The organism is Thermomonas sp. (assembly GCF_047606765.1).
In the GTDB taxonomy this organism is placed as follows: Bacteria; Pseudomonadota; Gammaproteobacteria; order Xanthomonadales; family Xanthomonadaceae; genus Thermomonas.
The window spans coordinates 1-20,771 of the sequence record NZ_JASGED010000093.1 but is presented as its reverse complement, the minus strand read 5'-3'; the positions used below and the strand labels follow the sequence as shown (position 1 = coordinate 20,771).

General features: G+C 66.3%; 23 protein-coding genes. 2 read left to right on the top strand and 21 right to left on the bottom strand.

Annotated features, from left to right (window positions below; translation table 11 throughout):
• The 18 genes from QM612_RS09055 to QM612_RS08970 all read right to left on the bottom strand — a co-directional run.
• A partial coding sequence (locus QM612_RS09055; RefSeq protein WP_415253572.1) for a beta-ketoacyl synthase N-terminal-like domain-containing protein occupies window positions 1–617 on the bottom strand: 617 nt, incomplete at its 3' end.
• Window positions 614–1,345: a 3-oxoacyl-ACP reductase FabG gene (gene fabG, locus QM612_RS09050; RefSeq protein ID WP_415253570.1), complete on the bottom strand. Its 732-nt coding sequence runs from the start codon at window positions 1,343–1,345 to the stop codon at window positions 614–616. The genes QM612_RS09055 and fabG, both read right to left, overlap by 4 nt.
• 14 nt (window positions 1,346–1,359) lie before the next feature.
• Window positions 1,360–1,821 (bottom strand): hypothetical protein, encoded by a 462-nt coding sequence (locus QM612_RS09045; RefSeq protein ID WP_415253569.1) that lies wholly within the window; start codon window positions 1,819–1,821, stop codon window positions 1,360–1,362.
• Window positions 1,821–3,011 carry a beta-ketoacyl-ACP synthase gene (locus QM612_RS09040; protein WP_415253568.1) on the bottom strand — a complete coding sequence of 397 codons (1,191 nt, stop codon included), beginning with the start codon at window positions 3,009–3,011 and terminating at the stop codon, window positions 1,821–1,823. Before QM612_RS09040 ends, QM612_RS09045 begins: the two co-directional genes overlap by 1 nt.
• Window positions 3,008–3,550 carry a DUF3261 domain-containing protein gene (locus tag QM612_RS09035; RefSeq protein WP_415253567.1) on the bottom strand — a complete coding sequence of 181 codons (543 nt, stop codon included), beginning with the start codon at window positions 3,548–3,550 and terminating at the stop codon, window positions 3,008–3,010. The genes QM612_RS09040 and QM612_RS09035 overlap by 4 nt, the downstream gene beginning before the upstream one ends.
• Window positions 3,538–4,776, bottom strand: a complete 1,239-nt coding sequence (locus QM612_RS09030) for an NAD(P)/FAD-dependent oxidoreductase (protein ID WP_415253566.1) — start codon at window positions 4,774–4,776, stop codon at window positions 3,538–3,540. The genes QM612_RS09035 and QM612_RS09030 overlap by 13 nt, the downstream gene beginning before the upstream one ends.
• A 42-nt stretch (window positions 4,777–4,818) precedes the next feature.
• Window positions 4,819–7,158: an MMPL family transporter gene (locus tag QM612_RS09025; protein ID WP_415253565.1), complete on the bottom strand. Its 2,340-nt coding sequence runs from the start codon at window positions 7,156–7,158 to the stop codon at window positions 4,819–4,821.
• Window positions 7,151–7,768 (bottom strand): outer membrane lipoprotein carrier protein LolA, encoded by a 618-nt coding sequence (locus QM612_RS09020; protein ID WP_415253571.1) that lies wholly within the window; start codon window positions 7,766–7,768, stop codon window positions 7,151–7,153. The genes QM612_RS09025 and QM612_RS09020 overlap by 8 nt, the downstream gene beginning before the upstream one ends.
• A 29-nt stretch (window positions 7,769–7,797) precedes the next feature.
• The gene (locus QM612_RS09015; protein ID WP_415253564.1) at window positions 7,798–8,238 is read right to left on the bottom strand and encodes an acyl-CoA thioesterase; all 441 of its coding nucleotides are present in this window, start codon (window positions 8,236–8,238) and stop codon (window positions 7,798–7,800) included.
• On the bottom strand, window positions 8,228–9,781 hold the full coding sequence (locus QM612_RS09010) for an HAL/PAL/TAL family ammonia-lyase (protein WP_415253563.1): 1,554 nt from the start codon (window positions 9,779–9,781) through the stop codon (window positions 8,228–8,230). The genes QM612_RS09015 and QM612_RS09010 overlap by 11 nt, the downstream gene beginning before the upstream one ends.
• Entirely contained in the window at window positions 9,765–10,712 is a 948-nt protein-coding gene (locus QM612_RS09005; RefSeq protein WP_415253562.1) for an acyltransferase, read from the bottom strand. The genes QM612_RS09010 and QM612_RS09005 overlap by 17 nt, the downstream gene beginning before the upstream one ends.
• A complete protein-coding gene (locus tag QM612_RS09000) occupies window positions 10,709–11,449 on the bottom strand; it encodes a glycosyltransferase family 2 protein (protein ID WP_415253561.1) in 741 nt (246 codons plus the stop codon). Before QM612_RS09000 ends, QM612_RS09005 begins: the two co-directional genes overlap by 4 nt.
• A complete protein-coding gene (locus QM612_RS08995; protein WP_415253560.1) occupies window positions 11,446–13,140 on the bottom strand; it encodes an AMP-binding protein in 1,695 nt (564 codons plus the stop codon). Before QM612_RS08995 ends, QM612_RS09000 begins: the two co-directional genes overlap by 4 nt.
• Complete coding sequence (locus QM612_RS08990) at window positions 13,133–13,666, bottom strand: hypothetical protein (protein ID WP_415253559.1); 534 nt, start codon at window positions 13,664–13,666, stop codon at window positions 13,133–13,135. The genes QM612_RS08995 and QM612_RS08990 overlap by 8 nt, the downstream gene beginning before the upstream one ends.
• 36 nt (window positions 13,667–13,702) lie before the next feature.
• The gene (locus QM612_RS08985; protein WP_415253558.1) at window positions 13,703–13,954 is read right to left on the bottom strand and encodes an acyl carrier protein; all 252 of its coding nucleotides are present in this window, start codon (window positions 13,952–13,954) and stop codon (window positions 13,703–13,705) included.
• Window positions 13,954–14,229, bottom strand: coding sequence for a phosphopantetheine-binding protein (locus QM612_RS08980; protein ID WP_415253557.1), 276 nt, complete (start codon window positions 14,227–14,229; stop codon window positions 13,954–13,956). The genes QM612_RS08985 and QM612_RS08980 overlap by 1 nt, the downstream gene beginning before the upstream one ends.
• Window positions 14,211–15,020 carry a lysophospholipid acyltransferase family protein gene (locus QM612_RS08975; RefSeq protein ID WP_415253556.1) on the bottom strand — a complete coding sequence of 270 codons (810 nt, stop codon included), beginning with the start codon at window positions 15,018–15,020 and terminating at the stop codon, window positions 14,211–14,213. The genes QM612_RS08980 and QM612_RS08975 overlap by 19 nt, the downstream gene beginning before the upstream one ends.
• Complete coding sequence (locus tag QM612_RS08970) at window positions 15,013–15,750, bottom strand: beta-ketoacyl synthase chain length factor (protein WP_415253555.1); 738 nt, start codon at window positions 15,748–15,750, stop codon at window positions 15,013–15,015. The genes QM612_RS08975 and QM612_RS08970 overlap by 8 nt, the downstream gene beginning before the upstream one ends.
• A gap of 219 nt (window positions 15,751–15,969) precedes the next feature.
• Between QM612_RS08970 and QM612_RS08965 the strand changes: the two genes are divergently transcribed.
• Both QM612_RS08965 and QM612_RS08960 read left to right on the top strand, forming a co-directional pair.
• A complete protein-coding gene (locus QM612_RS08965; RefSeq protein WP_415253554.1) occupies window positions 15,970–17,811 on the top strand; it encodes an ABC transporter ATP-binding protein in 1,842 nt (613 codons plus the stop codon).
• A 161-nt stretch (window positions 17,812–17,972) separates the two neighbouring features.
• Entirely contained in the window at window positions 17,973–18,254 is a 282-nt protein-coding gene (locus QM612_RS08960; RefSeq protein WP_415253553.1) for a DUF2782 domain-containing protein, read from the top strand.
• A gap of 1 nt (window position 18,255) precedes the next feature.
• Here the strand turns inward: QM612_RS08960 and QM612_RS08955 are convergent, their stop codons facing one another.
• The 3 genes from QM612_RS08955 to QM612_RS08945 form a co-directional block, all read right to left on the bottom strand.
• On the bottom strand, window positions 18,256–18,561 hold the full coding sequence (locus QM612_RS08955; RefSeq protein WP_415253552.1) for a type II toxin-antitoxin system RelE/ParE family toxin: 306 nt from the start codon (window positions 18,559–18,561) through the stop codon (window positions 18,256–18,258).
• On the bottom strand, window positions 18,558–18,827 hold the full coding sequence (locus QM612_RS08950; protein WP_415253551.1) for a YlcI/YnfO family protein: 270 nt from the start codon (window positions 18,825–18,827) through the stop codon (window positions 18,558–18,560). The genes QM612_RS08955 and QM612_RS08950 overlap by 4 nt, the downstream gene beginning before the upstream one ends.
• A gap of 76 nt (window positions 18,828–18,903) precedes the next feature.
• A partial coding sequence (locus tag QM612_RS08945; protein ID WP_415253550.1) for a 3'-5' exonuclease occupies window positions 18,904–20,771 on the bottom strand: 1,868 nt, incomplete at its 5' end.

Below are 20,771 nucleotides of genomic sequence, written 5' to 3'. Positions count from 1 at the left end.
TCGAACACCGCCGATGCCGTGGCATCCAGCTGCTCCGAACCGCCGGCCAGCATCGCCACCTGCTTGCCGTCGCGCACGACCTCATACGCCGAGCCAATGCCCATGCTGCCGGAGGTGCAGGCGCTGGAGGTGGTGATGACGCGCCCGGTCAGCCCGAAGAACACGCCAATGTTCACCGGCGCGGTGTGGCTCATCATCTTGATGTAGGTGGTGGCGTTGATGCCTTCGGTGGTGTGCTCGTTGAGCATGCGACCAAAGTCCCCCATCGCCGCGTGCGTGCCTGCCGAGGAACCATTCGACACGCCCACTCGCCCGCTGGTCAGCACCGGATGGCCGAGCAGGCCGGCACTCTCCAGCGCGAGTTCGCTGGCGCGCACCGCCATCAGCGCAACCCGGCCCATGCTGCGGGTAGTCTTGCGGTTGTAGTGCGCGGGCAGTTCGAACGGGGCGGCAGGCGCACCGAGCTTGGTGTTCAGGCCACGATAGATGTCCCAGGCGTCCATGCGCTGCACCGCGTTGCGGCACGCGCGCAGGCGCGCGTGGATGCCGGGCCAGTCATTGCCAAGCGGGCTGATGCCGGCGGCACCGGTGACGACGACGCGACGCTGGCGCATCAGACCATGCCTCCGTTGACCGAGATGACCTGCCGGGTGATGTAGCCGGCATCCTCCGAAAGCAGGAAGGCCACCGCCGCCGCCACTTCTTCCGGGCGGCCGAGGCGGTTGGCGGGGATCAGCTTCATTGCATGTTCGATGACTTCGGCTTGCAGCATCTGGGTATCCACCAATCCGGGCGCAACGCAGTTGACGGTGATGCCGCGACTTGCCAGTTCCAGCGCCAGCGCCTTGGTCGCACCGATGATGCCGGCCTTGGCCGCGCTGTAATTGGTCTGGCCGCGATTGCCAACCAGCCCCGACACGGAGGACAGGGTGACGATGCGGCCCGGCTTGCGCCGCCGCACCATCGGCATCACCAGCGGGTTGAGCACGTTGTAGAAGCCGTCGAGGTTGGTGCGCAGCACGCGATCCCATTCCTCGCCGCTCATCGCCGGAAAAGCGGTGTCGCAGGCGATGCCGGCATTGCAGACCACGCCGTAGTAAGCGCCATGCGTCTCCACGTCGGCGGTCAGCGCCTGCGCGGCTGCATCACGGTCACCGATGTCGAAACACAACACGCGCGCACTGCGGCCCAGCGCACATACCTGCGCCGCCACGGCTTGCGCCTCTTCGATGCGGCTGCGGCAATGCACGACCACGTCGAAGCCGTCGCGCGCGGCACGCAGCGCGACCGCCCTGCCGATCCCCCGGCTTGCACCGGTGACCAGCACGGTCCTGGATTCCGTCATTGCCTCGTCCTTGCTCATGCTTCGTTGTCCAGATAGGCCTTCGCATCCGGTGGTTCGAACACCGACACGTTGGCCGTCGCCAATGCCGCATCCCCGGACAGGATGCGGCAGGCGAAGACGCCCAGGCCATTTTCGCCCATGATCTCGCGCCGTGCCTCCACTCGCAGCAACATGCCGCTTGTGAACAGCGGCACCGTGCAGTCGTAGCGGCGGCTGCCCAGCAGGAAGCCAATCGGCGGCGGCGCGCCACGTCTGCGTGCCTGGCAGCCGGCCCAGCAAGCCACGGCCTGCGCCATGTATTCGATGCCGACATAGGCCGGAACGCCGCCATCCACATGGAATGGCCCATCGAAGGGCACCCGCAGTTCGGTGACGATGCCATCGTCGTCATGCGCAATCACGCGATCCAGCAGCAGCATGGTGCCGCTGTGCGGCATCACCAACGTGATGTCATGGATGGGTTCGTGCGTCGCCATCACGGCCTCCCGAACAGCAGCACGGCATTGCTGCCGCCGAAGGCAAAGGAATGGCTCAAGGCGTAGCGCAGCGGCGCGTCCATGCGCTGCCCCGGCGCGATGAAACGCAGCGCCGGCAGTTCCGGATCGGCCTGCCCATCCCACCAGTGCGGCGGCAGCAGGCCATCCGGATTGCGCGCCATCGTCAGCCAGCACAGCCCGGCCTCGATCGCGCCCGCCGCGCCGAGCGCATGCCCGGTCAGCGGCTTGGTGGAACTGACGGATGTTTCTGCATGCAGCGTCGCCGCCACCGCCCGGCTTTCCATCGCATCGTTCAGCGGTGTCGCAGTGCCATGCAGGTTGACGTAGCCGACGTCGCCAGCCGTAATGCCCGCGCGCGCCAGTGCCTGCCGGATCGCGTCCATCGCGCCCGCGCCCGAGGGTTCCGGCGCTGACATGTGGTGCGCATCCGAGCTTTCGCCCCAGCCGGCCAGCCGCACCGGGCCGGGTTCGCGGGTGAGCAGGAACAGGGCCGCGCCCTCGCCGATGTTGATGCCTGCGCGATTGCGCGAAAACGGGTTGCAGCGCGCTACCGATACCGATTCCAGCGCGCTGAAGCCGCCGATGGTGAACGCGCACAGCGAATCCGCACCGCCGGCGATCACTGCATCGGCGATGCCGGCGCGCAGCAGCCGCGCCGCCGAAGCCAGCGCCTTGGCACTGGACGAACACGCGGTGGACATCGTCCATGCCGGCCCGCGCGCGCCGGACACATGCGCCAGGAAGCGCGAGGGATCACCGATTTCCTGCTGCGCGTAATGGAAGCCTTGCGGCCAGTCGCCGCTCTCCATGCGCTGCGGCAGCGCGCGTTCGGTTTCGCCGATGCTGGAGGTGCTGGTGCCCACCACCACCGCGACGCGCCCGGCACCGTGGCGGGCAATCGCAACTTCCACGGCTTCGCGAATCTGCGCGAACGCCGTCAGCAGCAGCGCGTTGTTGCGGCTGCGGGCATGCGGCGGATGACGCGACAGATCGGCAAGCGCGTCCTGCGCCATGCCTAGCGCCAACGGCCTGCCCGGCGTAAGCCAGTCGCCAACCCGCACGCCTTGCGGTGCATCGGCGGCGAACAGCGCATCGGCCACTGCCTGCTGCCCGCAACCGAGCGCGCAGACGATGCCGAGTTCGTTGAGGTACACCGGCGCGTCGATCACGGCACGCCCCCGCTGTCCACCGATTCGATGTCCAGCCGGTAGCCTTCGGCGCGATTGTGCAGGTGGATGCGCCCGTCTTCGCTTTTTTCCATCGACAGCCAGACCGTGTCGTCGCGCAACAGCTCCCGGACGTTGCCCGCTTCGCGCAATGTCCATGTGGGCGGCAACACGCGGCGAATGGCATCGGCAGGCCACAGCGCAAACTGCAGGTCATCCAGCACCCGCTCCGCGCGCACCGCAGATGGCAGCCATGGCGCGCGTTGCTGCGTCAGTTCCTTGCCGTCCCAGCGCAGGCGCACGCCGGTCTGGCCCATCGCCTGCACGGCCAGCCGGACTTCCCCGGCCTCCACTTCCAGCAGCGCGTCCATCTCCCGCTGCTGCGCGCCAAACGCGAAATGCAGCCGCTGCTGCGCGGCTACGTCATGGCCCAATGCCGCAGGCGGCAAGCGCAGTGGCGGCAGTTCGATCCCTGCATGTGGCGCGCGCGTGGCGCAAGCCGCCAACATGCAGGCCAGCGCCAGCGCGATCAGCCGCCGCACAATTCCTCCAGCACGCGCATGCGGCGACCGCCTTCATCATCCACGTAAGGATTTTTCGTGTCCCACGCATAGCCGGCCAGGATCGAGCAGATCATGCGGCGCACATCCGGGTTTTGCTCGGTGTGGAAGACGATGTCCTGGAAGCCACCGGCATACCAGGATTCGACGAAGCGGCGGAAGGTACGCACGCCGGCGCGCAGCGGCATCTCGAAGTCGTTCACCCAGTCCACGGCTTCGCCATTCTTCCGGCGCAACAGGCAATCGGCTGCAAGCTGCGCGGACTTGAAGGCGATGGTGACGCCGGAGGAAAACACCGGATCGAGGAACTCGCCGGCATTGCCGAGCAAGGCATAGCCCGGCCCCACCAGTGACGCCACATTGGCCGAATACCCCACGATCTGCCGCACGGGCAGCACGTCCCATGTTGCATTCGCCAGCAGGCGGCGCAGGTTTGGCGCTTCGCTCACCAATGCCTGCAGGCGTTCCAGTTCGGTACCCGGATAGCGCGCCAGGAACGCCTGTTCGGCCACCACGCCCTGCGAGCAGCAACCGTTTGAAAACGGAATCGTCCAGTACCACACGTCCACATGCTCGGGATGGGTGGTGATTACGATCTTGTTGCGGTCAAACGTGCCGGGCGGGATGTTGTCGCGCACATGGGTGAAGATCGCGCCACGCACCGGGAAGTTGGACGGCGATTCAAGCTTCAGCAAACGCGGCAGCAGGCGCGCGAAGCCGCTGGCATCCAGCAGGAAACCGGCTTCGACCACGTATTGCTCGCCCTCGGGCGAACGCACCGTCACGCGCGGGCGCTCACCCGGCTCCACGGCCAGCACTTCATGCTGGAACCGCAGCTCCGCACCCATGCGCTGCGCGCCCTTGGCCAATACGTGGTCAAAGTCGGCACGCTGCACCTGGTAGGTGGTGCCCCAGCCTTCGGAAAACTTGTCGCGGAAATCAAACTGCGAGCTGCGATCACCACGCTCGAAGGTTGCGCCGTTCTTGTACTGGAACCCGGCTTCCACCACGTCGCGCAGCAGTCCCGCTGCCTCGATGTATTCCATACTTTGCGGCAGCAGGCTCTCGCCGATGGAAAAGCGCGGGAACTGCTCGCGTTCCAGCATCAATACGCGCAACCCGCGCTGGCGCAGCATCGCGGCCGCAACCGAGCCGGCCGGGCCCGCGCCGATGATGAGGATGTCGGTTTCTTCCACGGTCGGCTGCATCGGAATATTCCAGTGTGTTGGTGGTTGGATGTGGGCAGAAGGTCAGGCCTGCGGGTTTGGCAACGGGCGGAACAGCGGCGAGATCAACCAGACCTGACCGATGCCGAACAACAACGTCAGCCCGAACGCGCGCAGTGCCGGCGTCTGCGACAAGGCCAGCAACCCGAACGAAAGCCAGGTGCTGGCCGCGCCCACGCAGACCGCAAGCCATGCCGAGGCATCGCCGCGATGTTCGATCAGGAAGATGCCGTAGTCGATGCCCATGCCCAGCAGCAACAGCAGTGCCAGCACGTTGAACAATTGCAGCGGCTGTCCAAGCAAGCCCAGCAGGCCCAGCGTCAATGCCACGGCCAGCAGGGTCGGCGTCAGCACGCGCCACGCCTGCTGGCGATAGCGCAGCCACAATGCGGCCAGCACCAGCGCCACGCCGACCAGCAGCAGGCCGCTCATCAACCTGCGGTAATGGCCCAGCAACCGCGAGAAGTCGGCGCTGCGATCCACCCAGCGCACGCCGGGCAAGCCTTCGGCAGCGGCGCGCAAATCAGCCAGCGCATTGGGACGCGACAGGTCATTGACCATCACCACGCTGGTCACCTGCCCGCCCACGTCACCCAGCCATAGCTGACGCAGTGGCTGCGAGGCAGGCGATGCAAGGAAGGCCTGCGCCGTCAGCGGGGCATCGGCAAAATCCGGGCGCGACAGCGATTCACCCACGGCCTCGGACACCCGCGCCAACACCTGCGGCTCGACCTTCGCAGTCAACGCGGCATCCGCCTGCTGGCGTGCAGGCGAGGGCAGCCAGTCGCTGATTGCGCGATAGCCGCCAATGCGGTGTTCATCGACCAATGCGCGCAGCTTCGCAGCCAGTGCTTCCTCGCGTTGCAGCAGTTGCGCGGCATCCCTGCCCTGCACCAGATAGAACTGCGCCGGGCTGGGCAGGCCCAGCAATTTGCCGATGCGCAGCTGCTCCGTCATCAGCACCGGCGGCGTGGATTGCAGGCTGCGCAGATTGTCATCGCCCTGCAGGCGGGCGATGCCGATGGCCGACAACACCAAGACCACGCCGACGAACAGGCCAATCCCGCGACGCCCCTGCAATCGCGGCCAGCGCGCAAGCGTGCTGCCCAGCCACATCGAGAAACGGGTCGGGCGAATGTCGCCGCCATCCAACCACGGGAACCAGAAGATCACGGTCACAAATGCCGCGCTCAGCCCAACCACCGAGAACAGCGCCATCTGGCGCAGGCCGGGAAACGGTGCCAACCCGAGTGCGAGGTAAGCCAGTGCGCTGGTGAGCAGCGCCAGCCACAGCCCCGGCAGCAAATGCCGCAACAACGCCCAGCGGCGATGGGACGGCTCTGCCTGGCGCGACGCAAACCAGTGGATGCCGTAATCCTCGGCCACGCCCACCAGCGAAGCGCCGAACACCAGCGTCAACACATGAATCTTGCCGAACACCATGACCGTCACCGCCAGCGCCACGCCACAGCCAATCAGCAATGACGCTGCCACCAGCAGGATCGGCCGCAACGAACGAAACGCCAGCCACACCAGCAGCAGCACGGCCGCCAGCGAACCCCAGCCAATGGTGTTGATTTCGCGATTGGCCTGCACCGCTGCGGCTTCGGCGTGCAGCGGCACCCCGGCATGCAGGATTTCGAGGCCGGGTGCCGCTGCCTTCGCCGCCTGCGCGGCGCGTTCCAGCAACCCGCCCAGATGGCGCTTGCCATCCAGCTTGAATGCCGAATCGCGGGTTTCGTATTGCAGCAGCGCCCAATGCCTGCCATCGGCTTCGAGCAGGCCATCGTCACCCAGTTGCAAACCGGCACCTGCCGCGCGCTGCTGCCACCACTGCGGCCACAGCGACAGCGGATCGCTCCGCCAGTCGGTCAGGCGCGGCGCACCCATCGGCCCGTACAGGCTGGCCAGCGCCTGCTCGGCCAGCGCGCCGGCATTGGCCTGTTGCAACCGCGCGCGCTGCTGCACGGTGAGCAAACGATCACGATAAGGCGCGTAGAAACCGCGTGCCTGTTCAAACCAGCCTTCGACCGATCCAGCCGGATGCAGGAGCGTGGCTTCGGCATCGGCGTTCACTGCCTGCGCGAATGCGGCCTGCGCGCGCAGCGTCGCTTCGCCATCTTCACTGCCCACCAGCACCACCACCTGCCGCGCACTGGCATCGGCGATGCGACGGGTGGCATCGGACAGCAGGCGGTCGCTCGCGTCCTGCGGCAGCAGCGCGAGGATGTCGGTATCGATCCGCGATTGCACACTCCACAACCGCCATTGCTGCACGCCCAGCGCCAGCAACAGCAGCAGCCAGGCGATGCCCAGCCACCGCCACCAGCGGCGCAAATGCGTTGGTGCCTGGGCTTCAGTCAAAACGACGTGCCTCGTCGGCGGCGAGCGTGGCCGGCGTCTCGCGCATGTCGCTGAAGCGGATGCGGGTGCGGTCGCCGCTGGCTTCGGTGATTTCCACGTCACGCACGTAGCGATCGCCTTGCAACGACAGGGTGCGGAAGGCTTTTGCCAGCACCTGCGACTTCGGCGTCAGCAGCAGCCGCCAGCCCTGGCCTTCGCGGGTGGCGGTCACCTTGAACTGGCTGGACAGCGCCTGCACGTCGCCGCTCATCAGCGCGAACATCACCGCATTGACCGAACGCAGCGCCGGTTGCTGGCGCGCCTCCAGTTCCACCCGGCTACTGCCATCACGCTGGCGGCTGAGGATGCGGTCGGCGGTGACCACCAGTTCGGACGGGAACGGCTTGAGCGTCGTCCAGATCACGCCATGCTTGCGCGCAACCACGAAGCGGCCCTGCGAACGCAGCGGATTCTTGAAGCCGCTGACCTGCTTTTCCTGCACGAACTGGCCGCGCAGCACGTCGGGTTTCGCCATCGACGCGGTGATGGCCTGCACCTGCGGATCGGCGGCATCGGCGATGCCGCCGCCCGCCAGCAACGCCGTACACAGCAGCGCGCGGAAAAAAACCATCGAACGCAGCGAATGCAGCAAATGCAGAATCATGGCGCGGGTACTCCCAATCGTTCCCACAACACCGGCGGGCAGACGTATTGCATCTGGTTGGTTGCAGCATGCACCGCCACCTGGATGGTATGCGCGCGGGTCAGCACTTCACCGCTGGCGGCGTCGCGGATCTGGTAGTCGATCTTCAAGCGGTTCTCCCATTCGGCGACGGTCGCCCGCACCCGCAGCGGCTGGGCGAAGCGCAGCGGGCGAATGTACTTCACCCGCGCATCCACCACCGGGAACAGGTAGCCGGATGCGTTCATCTGCGGATAGTCGTAATCGTGCCGCCGCAGCAGTGCGCAGCGGGCGATCTCGAAATACTTGAAGTAGTTGCCATGCCAGACCACGCACATCGGGTCGCAGTCGTGGAACGCAGGTTCCAGTTCGACTTCGATCATCAGCGCGTCGTCATTGCGCTTCGCGTCACTGCCCATACAGACTCCAGCGCCGCGCACGCACATCATCCAGCAACAGGCGCAGCTCGCCATCCAGCGCGCGGTCCTCCTCGACCAGCGCGATCCGTGCCGACAGGTCCTCCAGCATCGCCGCCGGCGCGCCTTGCATCACCGCACCTGGCGCAACGCGCCGGCGCAGTTCCATTGCCTGCCGCGCCGCGACCAGCATCGCCGCCGCCACCTGCTCCACCAACTCGATCACGCGCAGGCAGTCGCGCGCGGCGATGGTACCCATGCTGACCTTGTCCTGGTTGTGGCATTCGGTGGAGCGCGAAAACACCGAGGCCGGCATGGTCAGTTTCAGTGCTTCCGCCGTCCATGCCGACACGCTGATCTGCAACGCCTTCAGCCCGTGGTTGATCGCCGCTCGCGGGCCGGTTGCGCCCGACAGGTTGGCCGGCAGCCCGTGGTTGAAGCGCGCATCGACCAGCAGCGCGAGCTGGCGGTCGAGCAGGTCGGCGAGGTTGGCCACCGCGTTCTTCATCGCGTCCATCGCAAACGCGATGTGGCCACCATAGAAATGTCCGCCGTGCAGGATGCGCTCTTCATCCGGATCGACCAACGGATTGTCGTTGGCGCTGTTGAGTTCGGTTTCGATCAACTGGCGCAAAAACGGCAGCGCGTCCTCCAGCACGCCGATCACATGCGGCGCGCAGCGCAGCGAATAGCGATCCTGCAGGCGCTTGTCGTTGCGCTGCGGGTTGTCGCCATGCAGGTCTTCGCGCAGCCGCGCGGCCACGCGCATCTGTCCGGGATGCGGCTTGGCCGCGAACAGGGTTTCATCGAAGTGATGCGCATTGCCGGCACTGGCGACCACGTTGAACGCAGTCAAGCGCGCAGACAGGCGGCACAGGTAATCGGCGCGGTCAAACGCCAGGCAGGCCAGCGCGGTCATCACTGCGGTGCCGTTCATGATGGCAAGCCCTTCCTTGGGGCGCAGCCGCAGCGGCGTCATGCCGGCGCTGGCAAGCGCTTCGGCAGCAGTGCGGCGCACGCCTGCGTGGATGACTTCGCGCTCGCCGCACAGCACGGCGGCGACGTAGGACAGCGGCGTCAAATCACCGCTGGCACCCACCGAGCCTTCCGCCGGGATCAGCGGCAGGATGTCATGCCGCAGCAGCGCGGCCAGTCCTTCCAGCAACGGCAGGCTGACCCCGGACATGCCGATGGAAAGTGATGCCAGCCGCGAGGCCAGCACCGCGCGGGTTTCCTCGGCATCGAGGAAGCGGCCAAGCCCGCAGCCGTGATAGGCGAACAGGTGATGCGGCAGTTCGGCCAGCAGCTCCGGCGGAATCACCACCGTGCAGGAGTCGCCATAGCCGGTGGTGACGCCATAGACCACGCCATCCTCGCCCAGCAGGCGGTCAAGAAAGCCCGCGCCGCGTGCGATGCGTGCGCGGAATGCGGAGTCGTCCGACAACACGGCACTGCGTTGGCGGCGGGCGATGGCGACCACGTCCTCGATGCGCAGGCGGCTTTCGCCGAACGCCAGCGGCGTGGAATCGTCAGGGGGAAGCGTCATGCGGCACCTGATCCCAGAAGGGAAAGAAATTGAACCAGTCCAGCGGCGCATGGCGCAGTTGCGCCTCCAGCCACCTTGAAAAATCTTGCGCGTATTCGGCCAGCGCGGCTTCGCGATTGCCACGCGGCAGCAATACGCGATCACGGAGGCGTTCAAAGCGCACCCGGTAACCATCGCCCGCATGCGTGCAAGCCATGGTGAACAACGGGCAGCCCAGCGCCGACGCCAGCACGTAGGGGCCCACCGGGAACGGTGCCGGCCTGCCGAGGAAATCGGCAAACACGCTGCGCCCACCGCCCACCGGCACGCGATCGCCGGCAATCGCCACGAACTCGCCTGCGGCCACCCGCTGGCCCAGCCGCGCGGCCACCGCCGCGTCCAGCGTGGTCACCTGCAGCAACGCCACCCGGCTGTCGGGATTGAGCCGCTTGAGCAGGCGATTGAAATCCTCGGCATGCGCGGTATGCACCAGCGCGGTCAGGCGGAAGTCCGGCACGGAGTCGGCCAATGCCTCACACAGTTCCAGACAACCAATATGCGCAGTGAGGATGACGCCACCTTCGCCGCGCGCGATCTGCTGCAGCATCACCTCGCGTTCCACCTGCACCCGCGTTGCCGGATATTGGCCATGGCTGGCGAGGATCTTGTCCAGCAGGGTTTCCGCAAAGCAGGCGAAATGACGCAGGCTTGCGCCGCTGCCCGGCGTCTGCGGGAACGGCGCATGCGTCGCTTGCAGGCGTTGCAGGTACTCGTGCGACGCACGCCGTGCGGTGCGGTTGAACAGCCAGTGGCAGAGCACCACCGGCATCATGCACAGGCGGAACGGCCAGCGCCCGCACGCGCGCTCCACCGCGCACAGGAAACGGATGCCGGCGACGAAGGTGGTTTCGCCGATCGCAGCCCAGTGCGGCACGCGCGCAGCGGCGTTCATTGCAGCTTCCTTGCCAGCAGTCGCGGCAGGCGGCGCAACATGCCGAAGAACAGCCGCGCATGCATGCGGCTGATGCGCAGGTTGTCGCGCCATATGTCGAAATGCGACACGCCATCGCTGGGATAACGCACCGGCGTTTGCAGGTTGCGCACGTCCACGCCGCGCCAGGCCATGCGCACGATGATTTCCGGGTCGAAGTCCATGCGCAGCCCCACCGGCTCGCTGTCCGTCACTGCCAGCGTGGCTGCCAGCGGATACACGCGGAAGCCACACATCGAATCGCGAATCGCGAAGGACAGCGTGTTGATCCAGACCCAGACGTGGGTGAGGTAGCGGCCATACAGCCGGCCCTTCGGCACATCGTCGGAATAGATCGGCACGCCGCTGATGACAGCCTCCGGCGCGGCAGCGGCGGCAGCGAGGAAGCGGGGAATATCGCGGGTGTCGTGCTGGCCGTCAGCGTCGATCTGCAGGACGTGGGTGAAGCCACAGCGCGCGGCTTCGCGGAAGCCAGCCAGCATCGCCCCGCCCTTGCCCTGGTTCTGTTCCAGGCGCAGCAACTGCACGCCCTCGCATTCGGCCAGTGCGCGCAATACATCGGCACAGGACGGGCGCGAACCGTCATCCACCAGCAGGCATTCCAGCCCGCATGCACGCACGCCATCGACCACCGCGCCAACCGCATGCTCGTGGTTATAGACCGGGATCACCACCAACGGACGGAAGCCGGCGCTCATGCCGTATCCCCATCGAACAACACGCGCCCGCTGGCATGCGGCCCGTGTTCCGATTCGTAGCGGAACGCCAGCGCGGATTTTTCCTGCAGCCATTGCAGATGCAGGCGGATGCACATGCCGGGGCGCGCAACGCGCTGGAACTTCAAGGCTTCCATGCGCAGGAAATCCGCCGGCAGCGCGAATGCCTCGCGCCCCAGCCGCACCGCCCAATCCAGTTGCGCCACGCCGGGCAGGATCGGCACCTGCGGAAAATGGCCGTCGAACACCACCAGCGCGGGATCCAGTTGCAGCTCCAGCTCCGCCTGCGTTGCTTCGCGCCGGATCCACCGCGTCGGTGGCCGCTCGGGACGAAACAATGCACGCAGCGCAGCATCGGTGGTCTTGCCCTGCGCGTTCATCGGCAAGGCCTCGACAAAGCGCCAGCGGCGCGGGCGCGTGACCGCATCGTGACCATCGGCCAGCGCCTGTGCCAAGGCCTGCGCGAATGCACGCCGCCCTGCATCACGCAGGCGTGCATTGCCTTCCGCATTGATCGCCACCACTGCAGCCAGTTCCGCACGCGCGCCATCCAGCAACAACACGCGCGCTTCGGCCACGCCGGGTTGTGCTGCCAGCCCGCGTTCCAGCGCGGCCAGCGAGACGCGGCGTTCCTCCACCTTGACGATGCGGTCGGCACGCCCAAGCAACTCAAACCCGCCATCACCGGCAGGCTGCGCGCGGTCTTCGCTGCGCCACCAATCGGCGTCGGGAAGATGCAGCGACGACACTTCAAGCCGGTCGTCGGCAATGCGCCATGCAACACCCGGCAGCGGCGTCCACAGCATGTTGTCCGCGCCACCATGCCGCCATGCGATGCCGCCGGTTTCGCTGCTGCCGTAGATCTCGATGGGCGCAAGGCCGAATGCTGCTTGTACTGCAACGGCAGCCGATGCCGGCAGCGCGCCGCCGGAGCTGAACACCGCGCGCAGGTGTTGGCGCACACTGCTCCAATCCAGTGCTTCAGGAATGCGCTTGAGATGCGCGGGGCTGCTGACCAGCACTGCCGGTTGCGACAGCGCGGCCACGATTTCCTCGTGGAAGAACAAACGCGGCGCGATCAACCGGCCCGAAGCCAGCGGCCACAGCACCCGGAACAGCAGGCCATAGATGTGCTGATGCGAGACCGTGCCATGCACCACGCCGTCGCCGACGACCGCGCCAAATGCGGATTGCAATGCTTCGACCTCGCGCGCAAGTTGCGCCAGCGCCTTGTCGATGCCCACCGCCGCGCCGGTGGAGCCGGAGGTGAACACCACCAGCCGCGTGGCGTGTTCGTCCAGTGCCGGCCAGTCCGCGCCATCGTCATCCACATCACCCGCAGGGCGCGCAAGCGGCGTGCAGGCATCCGGAAAATCACCGGCAAAACCATCCACTTCACAGCGCAGGCGCGCCAATGTATCCGGCAGCGCGTCCGGGCACAGCCAGACCGTCTTGCCCGCATGCCACGCGCCGAACAACGCGCAGGCAAACGCAGCCGCATCGTCGAAATGCAGCGCCCAGCGCTCGCCATCGCAAGCGGAGAATGCGTCACGCCAACGCGCCGCTTGCGCACGGAACGTGGCGTGATCCATGCCGCCATCGGCATTCAATGCCACCGCGCGATTCGGCAAGGGCCGGGTGGCGACGTCGGCCAGCGCGATCCAGTCAGCCATGCGCACGCGCCTTCACCCGTTGCCGCACCCACCACTCCACCGCGAACAAGGTGCCGATCAACACATAGGACACCAGCCCGTTGTACAGCGCCCAGACGCGCTCGCTGGCCCACAGCGCGGTCGCCAGCGCGACGCAACCATTGAGCATGAAGAAGCCGCACCAGACCACGGTGACGCGACGGGTGTAGGCCATCGCCGCCGGTGGCAACTCCGGTTCACGCAGCCGTGCCAGGCGTTCGATCACCGGCGGCCCGAACCGCAGGCTCAGGCCGAACAGCAGCAGCAGCGCGGCGTTGACCAGCACCGGGTACAACTTCAGCGGCAGCGCCGCATTGGACAGGAAGGCCCACACCGCCAGCGCGCCGGTGCCGGCGGCAACCCACAGCCAGAGCCGCTCGCGGGTTGCCAGCGCGCGCAGCAGCGCCAGCAGGCAGGGCAGCGGCGCAAGCCAGCGCGGTTCCAGATGACCCAGCATGGCGTACACCGCCAGCGGGTAGGCCAGCGACAGCGCGACGAACACGACCATGCGCCATCTGCCCACGGGATTTGCTCGCAACGCGCCTCAGTTGGCTTCGCGGATCAGCCCGTGCAGCACGTCCACGACGTCCTGCACCGTGCGCACCGACTTGAATGCCTCCGGCTGCAACCGGCCACCCAGCAGCGGCTTGAGCTGCACGATCAGGTCAACCGCATCGATGCTGTCGATGTCGAGGTCGGCGTTCAACTGCGCCTCGGGCGTGATCCGCGCCGGGTCGATTTCAAACGTGTCCTGCAGGATGCCGCTGATGCGGTCGAAAAGCTCGTCCCTGGTCATCATGCTTCTCCTCGCGCCTGCGTCCCTTGCGTGGCGACGAAGCGCGCCAGTGCCTCGACGCTGGCGAAATGCTGGCGGGTTTCCTGCGAGTCCGCCGGCAGCGCAACGCCGTAGCGCTTTTGCAAGGCCAGCCCCAGTTCCAGCGCGTCGATGGAATCCAGCCCCAGTCCTTCGCCGAACAGCGGCGCGGCGGCTTCGATGTCACCCGGGGCCACGTCCTCCAGTGACAGCGCGGAAATGATCAGTTCCTTGATCTCTAGCTCGAGTGACTGCACGCCTTGCTTCCTGTCGCGAAATACCGGGTCAAATGCTCGGTGAGCCGGCGTGCCGCCATGGCCTCGCCCGATGCCCCCTCGATGAATGGCGCGATTTCGATATCGGGTTGTACATCCACCACGACATGGAACCGGCGCGCCGGAACACGATACCACTTCTCTCCTTTCCCCAGCGTCATCGGCGAGTACGCAAGCCGCACCGGCGTGATGTCCAGACTGCCGCGCACAGCGATGTTGGCCGCGCCGCGCTGCAGGTGCAGCGGCGCATCCCGGCGGGTGCGCGTGCCCTCGGGAAAGATCACCAGATTGCCGCCGCGACGCACGGCGGCGATGCAGTCGTCGATCAAGCCGGCGCCATCGGCATTGCACACGTAGCCCGCGGCCCGCACCGGCCCGCGCGTGAACGGATTGCGTGCAAGCGCCGATTTCACCACGCAGTCGGCATTGGGCAGCAGCGAGACCAGAAACACCACGTCGATCAGCGCAGGGTGATTGGCAAGGATCAGCAGGCCATCGCGCTGCAGGCGTTCGCGCCCGCGAATCTCGTAGGTCAGCACGCCCAGCACCCGCATCAGTTCGATGTGGAAGCCGAAGCTGCGCTGCACCAGCCGCCGCGCCATGCGCCGACGCCGCGCAGCATCACGCACCAGCAGGTTGATGGCCGGGAACACCAGCACGCCCAGCAGCAAGCCACCAACGCCGAAGGCAAGGAAACTCAAGCCGGTGGCGATGATCCGCCAGCCATGATTCAACCGCACGGCCAGCGCATTGCCGGGCATCGCCTCATCCATGGCGACGCCAGCGCCAACGCAATCCGTCCGCGCGATGCTCACGTGCGGCATCGCCGGACAGCAGGAAACGCAGCGCTACAAGCGTGGCCGGCAGCGCCGATGCGGTTTTTTCCACGGCATCGTCAGCGGCCTGCCAATCCAGCGACAACCGCGTGCCTTCGCCATCTGCACGCAGCCGCCAGCTCCATGCATGCGGCGCATCGGGTTCATCCAGAAAAGCGGAATAGGCACCCGGCAGGCCAGCGTCGTACACCACCACCTGCACTTCGGGCGCGCCATCGGCCAGCAGACCCGCAGCTTCCACCAGTGCGGCCTCGGCGGTGGCGCGGCCTGCGGCGATGGCAAGGTAGTTGCCGCGTTCGCCACGCACGATCGAATACAGCGCGGCGACCGCGTTGTGTACCGACAGGCCAAACTGCGTCGGCGACATCGCTTCGTCCTTCGCCAGCTGCTGCAACAACTCGAACGAGCGCTGCACATCGCCATGGCGCGAAGCAAACACCAGCGGCACGCCATCATGCTTTTGCGGCGGCTGGCACCACCACGCCGCCTGCACCGCCATCCGCCCCAGCCGGTCGATGCGGCGGCGTTGCATCGCCGGCACCTCCGGCAATGCCGGCATTTCGTCACCGCGTGGCGGGAACGGTGCCTGCGCCCATGCGCGCCAGGCTTCACGTTCCTGCAAGCCCGGCGCCCAGGCCGCCCAGTCCGCCACAACGAAGTCGATCATGCTCCCGCCGGATGCCATCCGTGAGCCGCCATTCTACTGGCCGGCAAATCCCCGTCGCGAACATGCATCCATATTCCGCGATGCCCCACTTGCCGTCATTCCGGCGAAAGCCGGAATCCAGTTTTTCAGAAAGGTCTTGCAAGATCTGGATTCCGGCTTTCGCCGGAATGACGAGCAAAAGCAAAGGCACAATGGCGTCTCCCTGCACGAGTCCCCGTCATGCTGCGCTGGTTTGAAACCCGTCTCGATCCCTTCCCCGACGCACCGCCCACGCAGCCGCCGGCCAGCCTGTATGCGTTCTGCCGCCACTACACGCGCGGCGCGGAGCCGTGGCTGCTGCTGCTGGCCGTCACCACCGGCCTGACCGCGCTGGCGGAAGTGTCGCTGTACGCCTACGTCGGTGCATTGGTGGATCGCATGAACACGCTGGGCGTGTCCACGTTCCTTGCGCAGGAAGGCACGCGCCTGATGTGGATGGCGGCGCTGGTGCTGGCGGGCCTGCCGCTGCTCGTGCTGTTCAACTCGCTGGTGCAGCACCAGACCTTGCTTGGCAATTTCCCGATGCGCATCCGCTGGAATGTGCATCGCTACCTGCTGCGGCAGTCGATGGGTTATTTCCAGGACGAGTTCGCCGGACGCATCGCCACCAAACTGATGCAGACTTCGCTGGCGGTGCGCGAGACCGTGGTGAAGCTGCTCGACATCGGCAATTACGTATTGCTGTATTTCGGCGGCACGCTGGTTGTTGCGGCCAGCGCGGACTGGCGGCTGATGCTGCCGTTTGCCGGCTGGCTGGTCTGCTACGCCTTGCTGATGCGCTGGTTCGTGCCGCGCATGGGCAAGGTCTCGCAGGAACAGGCCGATGCGCGCAGCAACATGACCGGGCGGATTGTCGATAGCTATACCAACATCGCCACGGTCAAGCTGTTCTCGCACTCGCAGCGTGAGCAGGCCTACGCACGTGAGGCGATGGGTGGTTTTTTGTCCACCGTGTATCGGCAGATGCGGTTGGCGACGAACGTTTACAGCCTGCTGTACGCGCTGAACATGGCGCTGCTGTTTGCGGTGGCGGCGCTGGGCATCTGGCTGTGGCTGCACGGGCACGCCAGCGTAGGCGCGGTGGCAGTGGCCTCGGCGCTGGCGCTGCGCCTGCTGGGCATGTCGCACTGGATCATGTGGGAGCTGTCGGCGCTGTTCGAGAACATCGGCACCGTGCATGACGGCATCAGTTCCATTTCGCTGGCACCCACGGTGGACGACGCACCAAACGCACCGGCACTGCCGCAGGTGCGCGGCGACATCCATTTCGATGGCGTGACCTTCCATTACGGCAAGGGCAGCGGCGTGATCGAACAGCTCGACCTGCACATCGCGCCCGGCGAGAAGATCGGCATGGTCGGCCGCAGCGGCGCGGGCAAATCGACGCTGGTCAACTTGCTGCTGCGTTTCCACGACGTGGAAGCCGGGCGCATCACGGTGGATGGCATCAACGTTGCCAGCGTGCAGCAGGATTCGCTGCGCGCACAGATCGGCGTGGTGACGCAGGACACCTCGCTGCTGCATCGCTCGGTGCGCGAGAACATCCTCTACGGCCGGCCCGATGCCAGCGATGACGAATTGCTGGACGCCGCACGGCAGGCCAACGCCGACGGCTTCATCGCCGAACTCGTCGATGCCAAGGGCCGGCGCGGCTTCGATGCACAGGTCGGCGAACGCGGGGTGAAACTGTCCGGCGGCCAGCGCCAGCGCATCGCCATCGCCCGCGTGCTGTTGAAGAACGCGCCGATTCTTGTACTGGACGAGGCGACCTCGGCACTGGATTCGGAAGTGGAAGCGGTGATCCAGGAAAACTTGTATCGACTGATGCAGGGCAAGACCGTCATTGCGATTGCGCACCGGCTTTCCACCATCGCCGCGATGGATCGGCTGGTGGTGATGGACGCCGGGCGCATCGTCGAACAAGGCACGCACGAGGCACTGCTGGCGCGCGGCGGGTTGTATGCGCAGCTGTGGAAGCGGCAGTCGGGCGGGTTTCTGGAGCTGGATGCGCCGACCGCGTAAAGCGCCCCTCATCCGCCCTGCGGGCACCTTCTCCCCGTTGCCACGGGGAGAAGCACGGTGCGGTTGATTTTCCCTCTCCCCGCTTGGCGGGGAGAGGGTGCCGAAGGCGGGTGAGGGGCGCTCTTGCCGCATACTGCACACATCCCCCACGAGACTTCGCCATGCGCATCACCATTCCCTTCGCGCTTACGCTTGCACTTGCTGCCTGCGCCACCGCCACGCCCGAATCCACCCTGCCGGAAAACGCGGTGCCTGCCACCCGCACCGAATCCAACGGCGATGTCGTCACCGAATACCGCGTGGCCGGCGCGCTCAAGATGGTGAAAGTGGTGCCGTTTCGCGGCCCGACCTATTACATCTACGACCGCAACGGCGACGGCGTGGTCAATGATGCCGATGCCAAGGACGGGCCGATGACCTACTACAAGCTGTTCAGCTGGTAAGTCATCGGTCGTAATCATCCTCGCGCTGATGCCGGAAGGAGGCGATGGTGATGGTGGTGGCGTCTTCGAGCTCGTACAGGATCACGTAGCCGGTATTGCCGAAAGGCACCGTGAGTTCGCGAAGACAGGGATTGGCGCCATCGCCCGCCTTGCGCCCGATCAGCGGCAATTCGCCGATGAGGCCATAGGCACGCGCGATGGCCGCGCGGGCGCGATGCGCGGCCGCAATATCCTGTTCGGCGAGGAAATCGAACAGCCGATCCAGATCGTCCTGCGCCTTCGTCGATAGGCGAACCCGACGATTCATGCGCGGCGCTTTTCGTGCCGCTCCAGGATGGCATCCAGCCGGGCCAGCGACTGTTCGGGCGTGAGATAGGCATCGTGCGTGCGCGCATATTCCAGCGACGCAAGCCCGCGCTTGATGAACTCCTCCTGATGCTTGCGCTGCGCCACCTGCCCGCGCACCGCCGCTTCGACGAAGCCGGACAGGGTTTCGCCTTCGCGCAGCACCGATTCGGCGGCTTCACGCAAGGCAGGTTCAACGCGCAGGGATGGCAGGGTGGCGGTTTTCATGGTGGCCTCGATGCATTGCAAATGCGATGCAATGCTGCGCCTTTCGTCATGCCGAGGCAAGCCTACGCAACCGGCTTCAAGCCGGCGTCAGGTTGGCATAGGCCAGCACCAGCCACTTCTCGCCTGCGTCCTCGAAGTTGACCTGCACGCGCGCGTGCGCGCCGCTGCCTTCCACGCCGGTGACGAAGCCGGTACCGAAGCTGGGATGGCGCACGTTGGCACCCAGCCGCACCGGCGGCGCTTCGATGGCCGCATGGCCGCGATCACGCGGGGTGAAGCGATTGTTCGCGTAGCCACCACGCGCGGCATACGCATTCGCCTGCGGCTTCGCGCGGATTTCACGCAGCAGCGCGCCCGGGATTTCACGCAGGAAACGCGAGGGCAGGCCGTACATGTCGCTGCCGTGGATGCGCCGGGTTTCGGCATGGCTCAACACCAGTTGCTGGCGCGCGCGGGTGATGCCGACATAGGCCAGCCGGCGTTCCTCGGCCATGCGCCCCGGTTCTTCCGCCGAGCGCATGTTGGGGAACAGCCCTTCCTCCAATCCAACGAGGAACACCAGCGGAAACTCCAGGCCCTTCGCACTGTGCAGGGTCATCAATTGCACGCCGTCCTCGCCTGCCTGGGTCTGGCCCTCGCCTGCTTCCAGCGCGGCATAGCTGAGGAAGGCGACCAGTTCCGGCATCGACGCGGCATCCTCGTCATCGCCGCGCACGAAACGGCTGGCGACCGAGACCAGTTCGTCCAGGTTGTCGGTGCGTGATTCAGAATCCAGTGCGCCGCGCCCTTCTTTCGCCCAGTGCTCGCGCAGGCCGGAGCGCGCCAGTACGTGGTCGATCTTTTCCGGCAGCGTCATCGATGCGGTTTCATCCGCCAGTGCGTCGATCAACGCGGCGAAGCTGGCCAGTGCATTGCGTGCGCGCGCTGCCAGCGCCGATTGCTCGCAGCAGCGCCGCGTTGCGCGCCACAGTGATTCGCCATGTTCGCGTGCGCCGCGTCGTACTTCGTCCAGCGTGCGGTCGCCGATGCCGCGCACCGGCGTGTTCACCGCGCGCTCGAACGCGGCATCATCATCGCGGTTGGCGACCAGACGCAGGTAGGCCAGCGCGTCCTTGATTTCAGCGCGCTCGAAGAAACGCATGCCGCCATAGACCCGATACGGCACCTGCGCCGCCAGCAGTGCTTCTTCAAAGGCGCGCGACTGCGCGTTGCTGCGGTAGAGGATGGCGGCATCGCCATGGCTGCCGCCATCACGCACCCACTGCGTGATGCGTTCGATCACGTAGCGCGCCTCGTCGATCTCATTGTAGGCGGCATACACATCGATGGGATCGCCGTCACCGGCATCCGTCCACAGGCGCTTGCCAAGACGCTCATCGTTATGGGCGATGACGGTATTGGCAGCGTTGAGGATGTTGGCGGTGGAACGGTAGTTCTGCTCCAGCTTCAGCGTGACCGCACCCGGGCCATCCTTTGAACCGAAGTCGCGCAGGAAGCGCTGCACGTTCTCCACCTTCGCGCCGCGCCAGCCGTAGATGGCCTGATCGTCGTCGCCGACCACGAACACCTGCCCTTCGTCGCCCGCAAGCAGGCGCACGAAGCCGTACTGGATCGCGTTGGTGTCCTGGAACTCGTCAACCAGCAATTGCCCGAAGCGATGGCGGTAATGCGCCAGCAGCGCGGGCGTATCGCGCAGCAGTTCGTGCGCACGCAACAGCAGTTCGGCGAAATCGACCAGCCCCGCGCGTTCGCAGCGCTCCTGATAGGCGGCGTAGGCGCGCAGCATCACTTCGCCCCATTCGTCCGCACCGGGCTGGATATGCTGCGGGCGACGGCCTTCGTCCTTTTGCGCATTGATCCACCACGCGACCTGACGCGGTGGGAAGCGTGCTTCATCGACCTCAAGCGATTGCAGCACGCGCTTGACCAGCCGCTGCTGGTCGT

What these genes read in the sequence shown, in the direction of transcription:
- fabG (WP_415253570.1), bottom strand. Translation starts at nt 1,345, where the DNA reads ATGACGGAATCCAGGACCGTGCTGGTCACCGGTGCAAGCCGGGGGATC.
- QM612_RS09045 (WP_415253569.1), bottom strand. Translation starts at nt 1,821, where the DNA reads ATGGCGACGCACGAACCCATCCATGACATCACGTTGGTGATGCCGCAC.
- QM612_RS09030 (WP_415253566.1), bottom strand. Translation starts at nt 4,776, where the DNA reads ATGCAGCCGACCGTGGAAGAAACCGACATCCTCATCATCGGCGCGGGC.
- QM612_RS09020 (WP_415253571.1), bottom strand. Translation starts at nt 7,768, where the DNA reads ATGGTTTTTTTCCGCGCGCTGCTGTGTACGGCGTTGCTGGCGGGCGGC.
- QM612_RS09015 (WP_415253564.1), bottom strand. Translation starts at nt 8,238, where the DNA reads ATGGGCAGTGACGCGAAGCGCAATGACGACGCGCTGATGATCGAAGTC.
- QM612_RS09010 (WP_415253563.1), bottom strand. Translation starts at nt 9,781, where the DNA reads ATGACGCTTCCCCCTGACGATTCCACGCCGCTGGCGTTCGGCGAAAGC.
- QM612_RS09005 (WP_415253562.1), bottom strand. Translation starts at nt 10,712, where the DNA reads ATGAACGCCGCTGCGCGCGTGCCGCACTGGGCTGCGATCGGCGAAACC.
- QM612_RS09000 (WP_415253561.1), bottom strand. Translation starts at nt 11,449, where the DNA reads ATGAGCGCCGGCTTCCGTCCGTTGGTGGTGATCCCGGTCTATAACCAC.
- QM612_RS08995 (WP_415253560.1), bottom strand. Translation starts at nt 13,140, where the DNA reads ATGGCTGACTGGATCGCGCTGGCCGACGTCGCCACCCGGCCCTTGCCG.
- QM612_RS08990 (WP_415253559.1), bottom strand. Translation starts at nt 13,666, where the DNA reads ATGGTCGTGTTCGTCGCGCTGTCGCTGGCCTACCCGCTGGCGGTGTAC.
- QM612_RS08985 (WP_415253558.1), bottom strand. Translation starts at nt 13,954, where the DNA reads ATGACCAGGGACGAGCTTTTCGACCGCATCAGCGGCATCCTGCAGGAC.
- QM612_RS08975 (WP_415253556.1), bottom strand. Translation starts at nt 15,020, where the DNA reads ATGGATGAGGCGATGCCCGGCAATGCGCTGGCCGTGCGGTTGAATCAT.
- QM612_RS08970 (WP_415253555.1), bottom strand. Translation starts at nt 15,750, where the DNA reads ATGATCGACTTCGTTGTGGCGGACTGGGCGGCCTGGGCGCCGGGCTTG.
- QM612_RS08965 (WP_415253554.1), top strand. Translation starts at nt 15,970, where the DNA reads ATGCTGCGCTGGTTTGAAACCCGTCTCGATCCCTTCCCCGACGCACCG.
- QM612_RS08960 (WP_415253553.1), top strand. Translation starts at nt 17,973, where the DNA reads ATGCGCATCACCATTCCCTTCGCGCTTACGCTTGCACTTGCTGCCTGC.
- QM612_RS08955 (WP_415253552.1), bottom strand. Translation starts at nt 18,561, where the DNA reads ATGAATCGTCGGGTTCGCCTATCGACGAAGGCGCAGGACGATCTGGAT.
- QM612_RS08950 (WP_415253551.1), bottom strand. Translation starts at nt 18,827, where the DNA reads ATGAAAACCGCCACCCTGCCATCCCTGCGCGTTGAACCTGCCTTGCGT.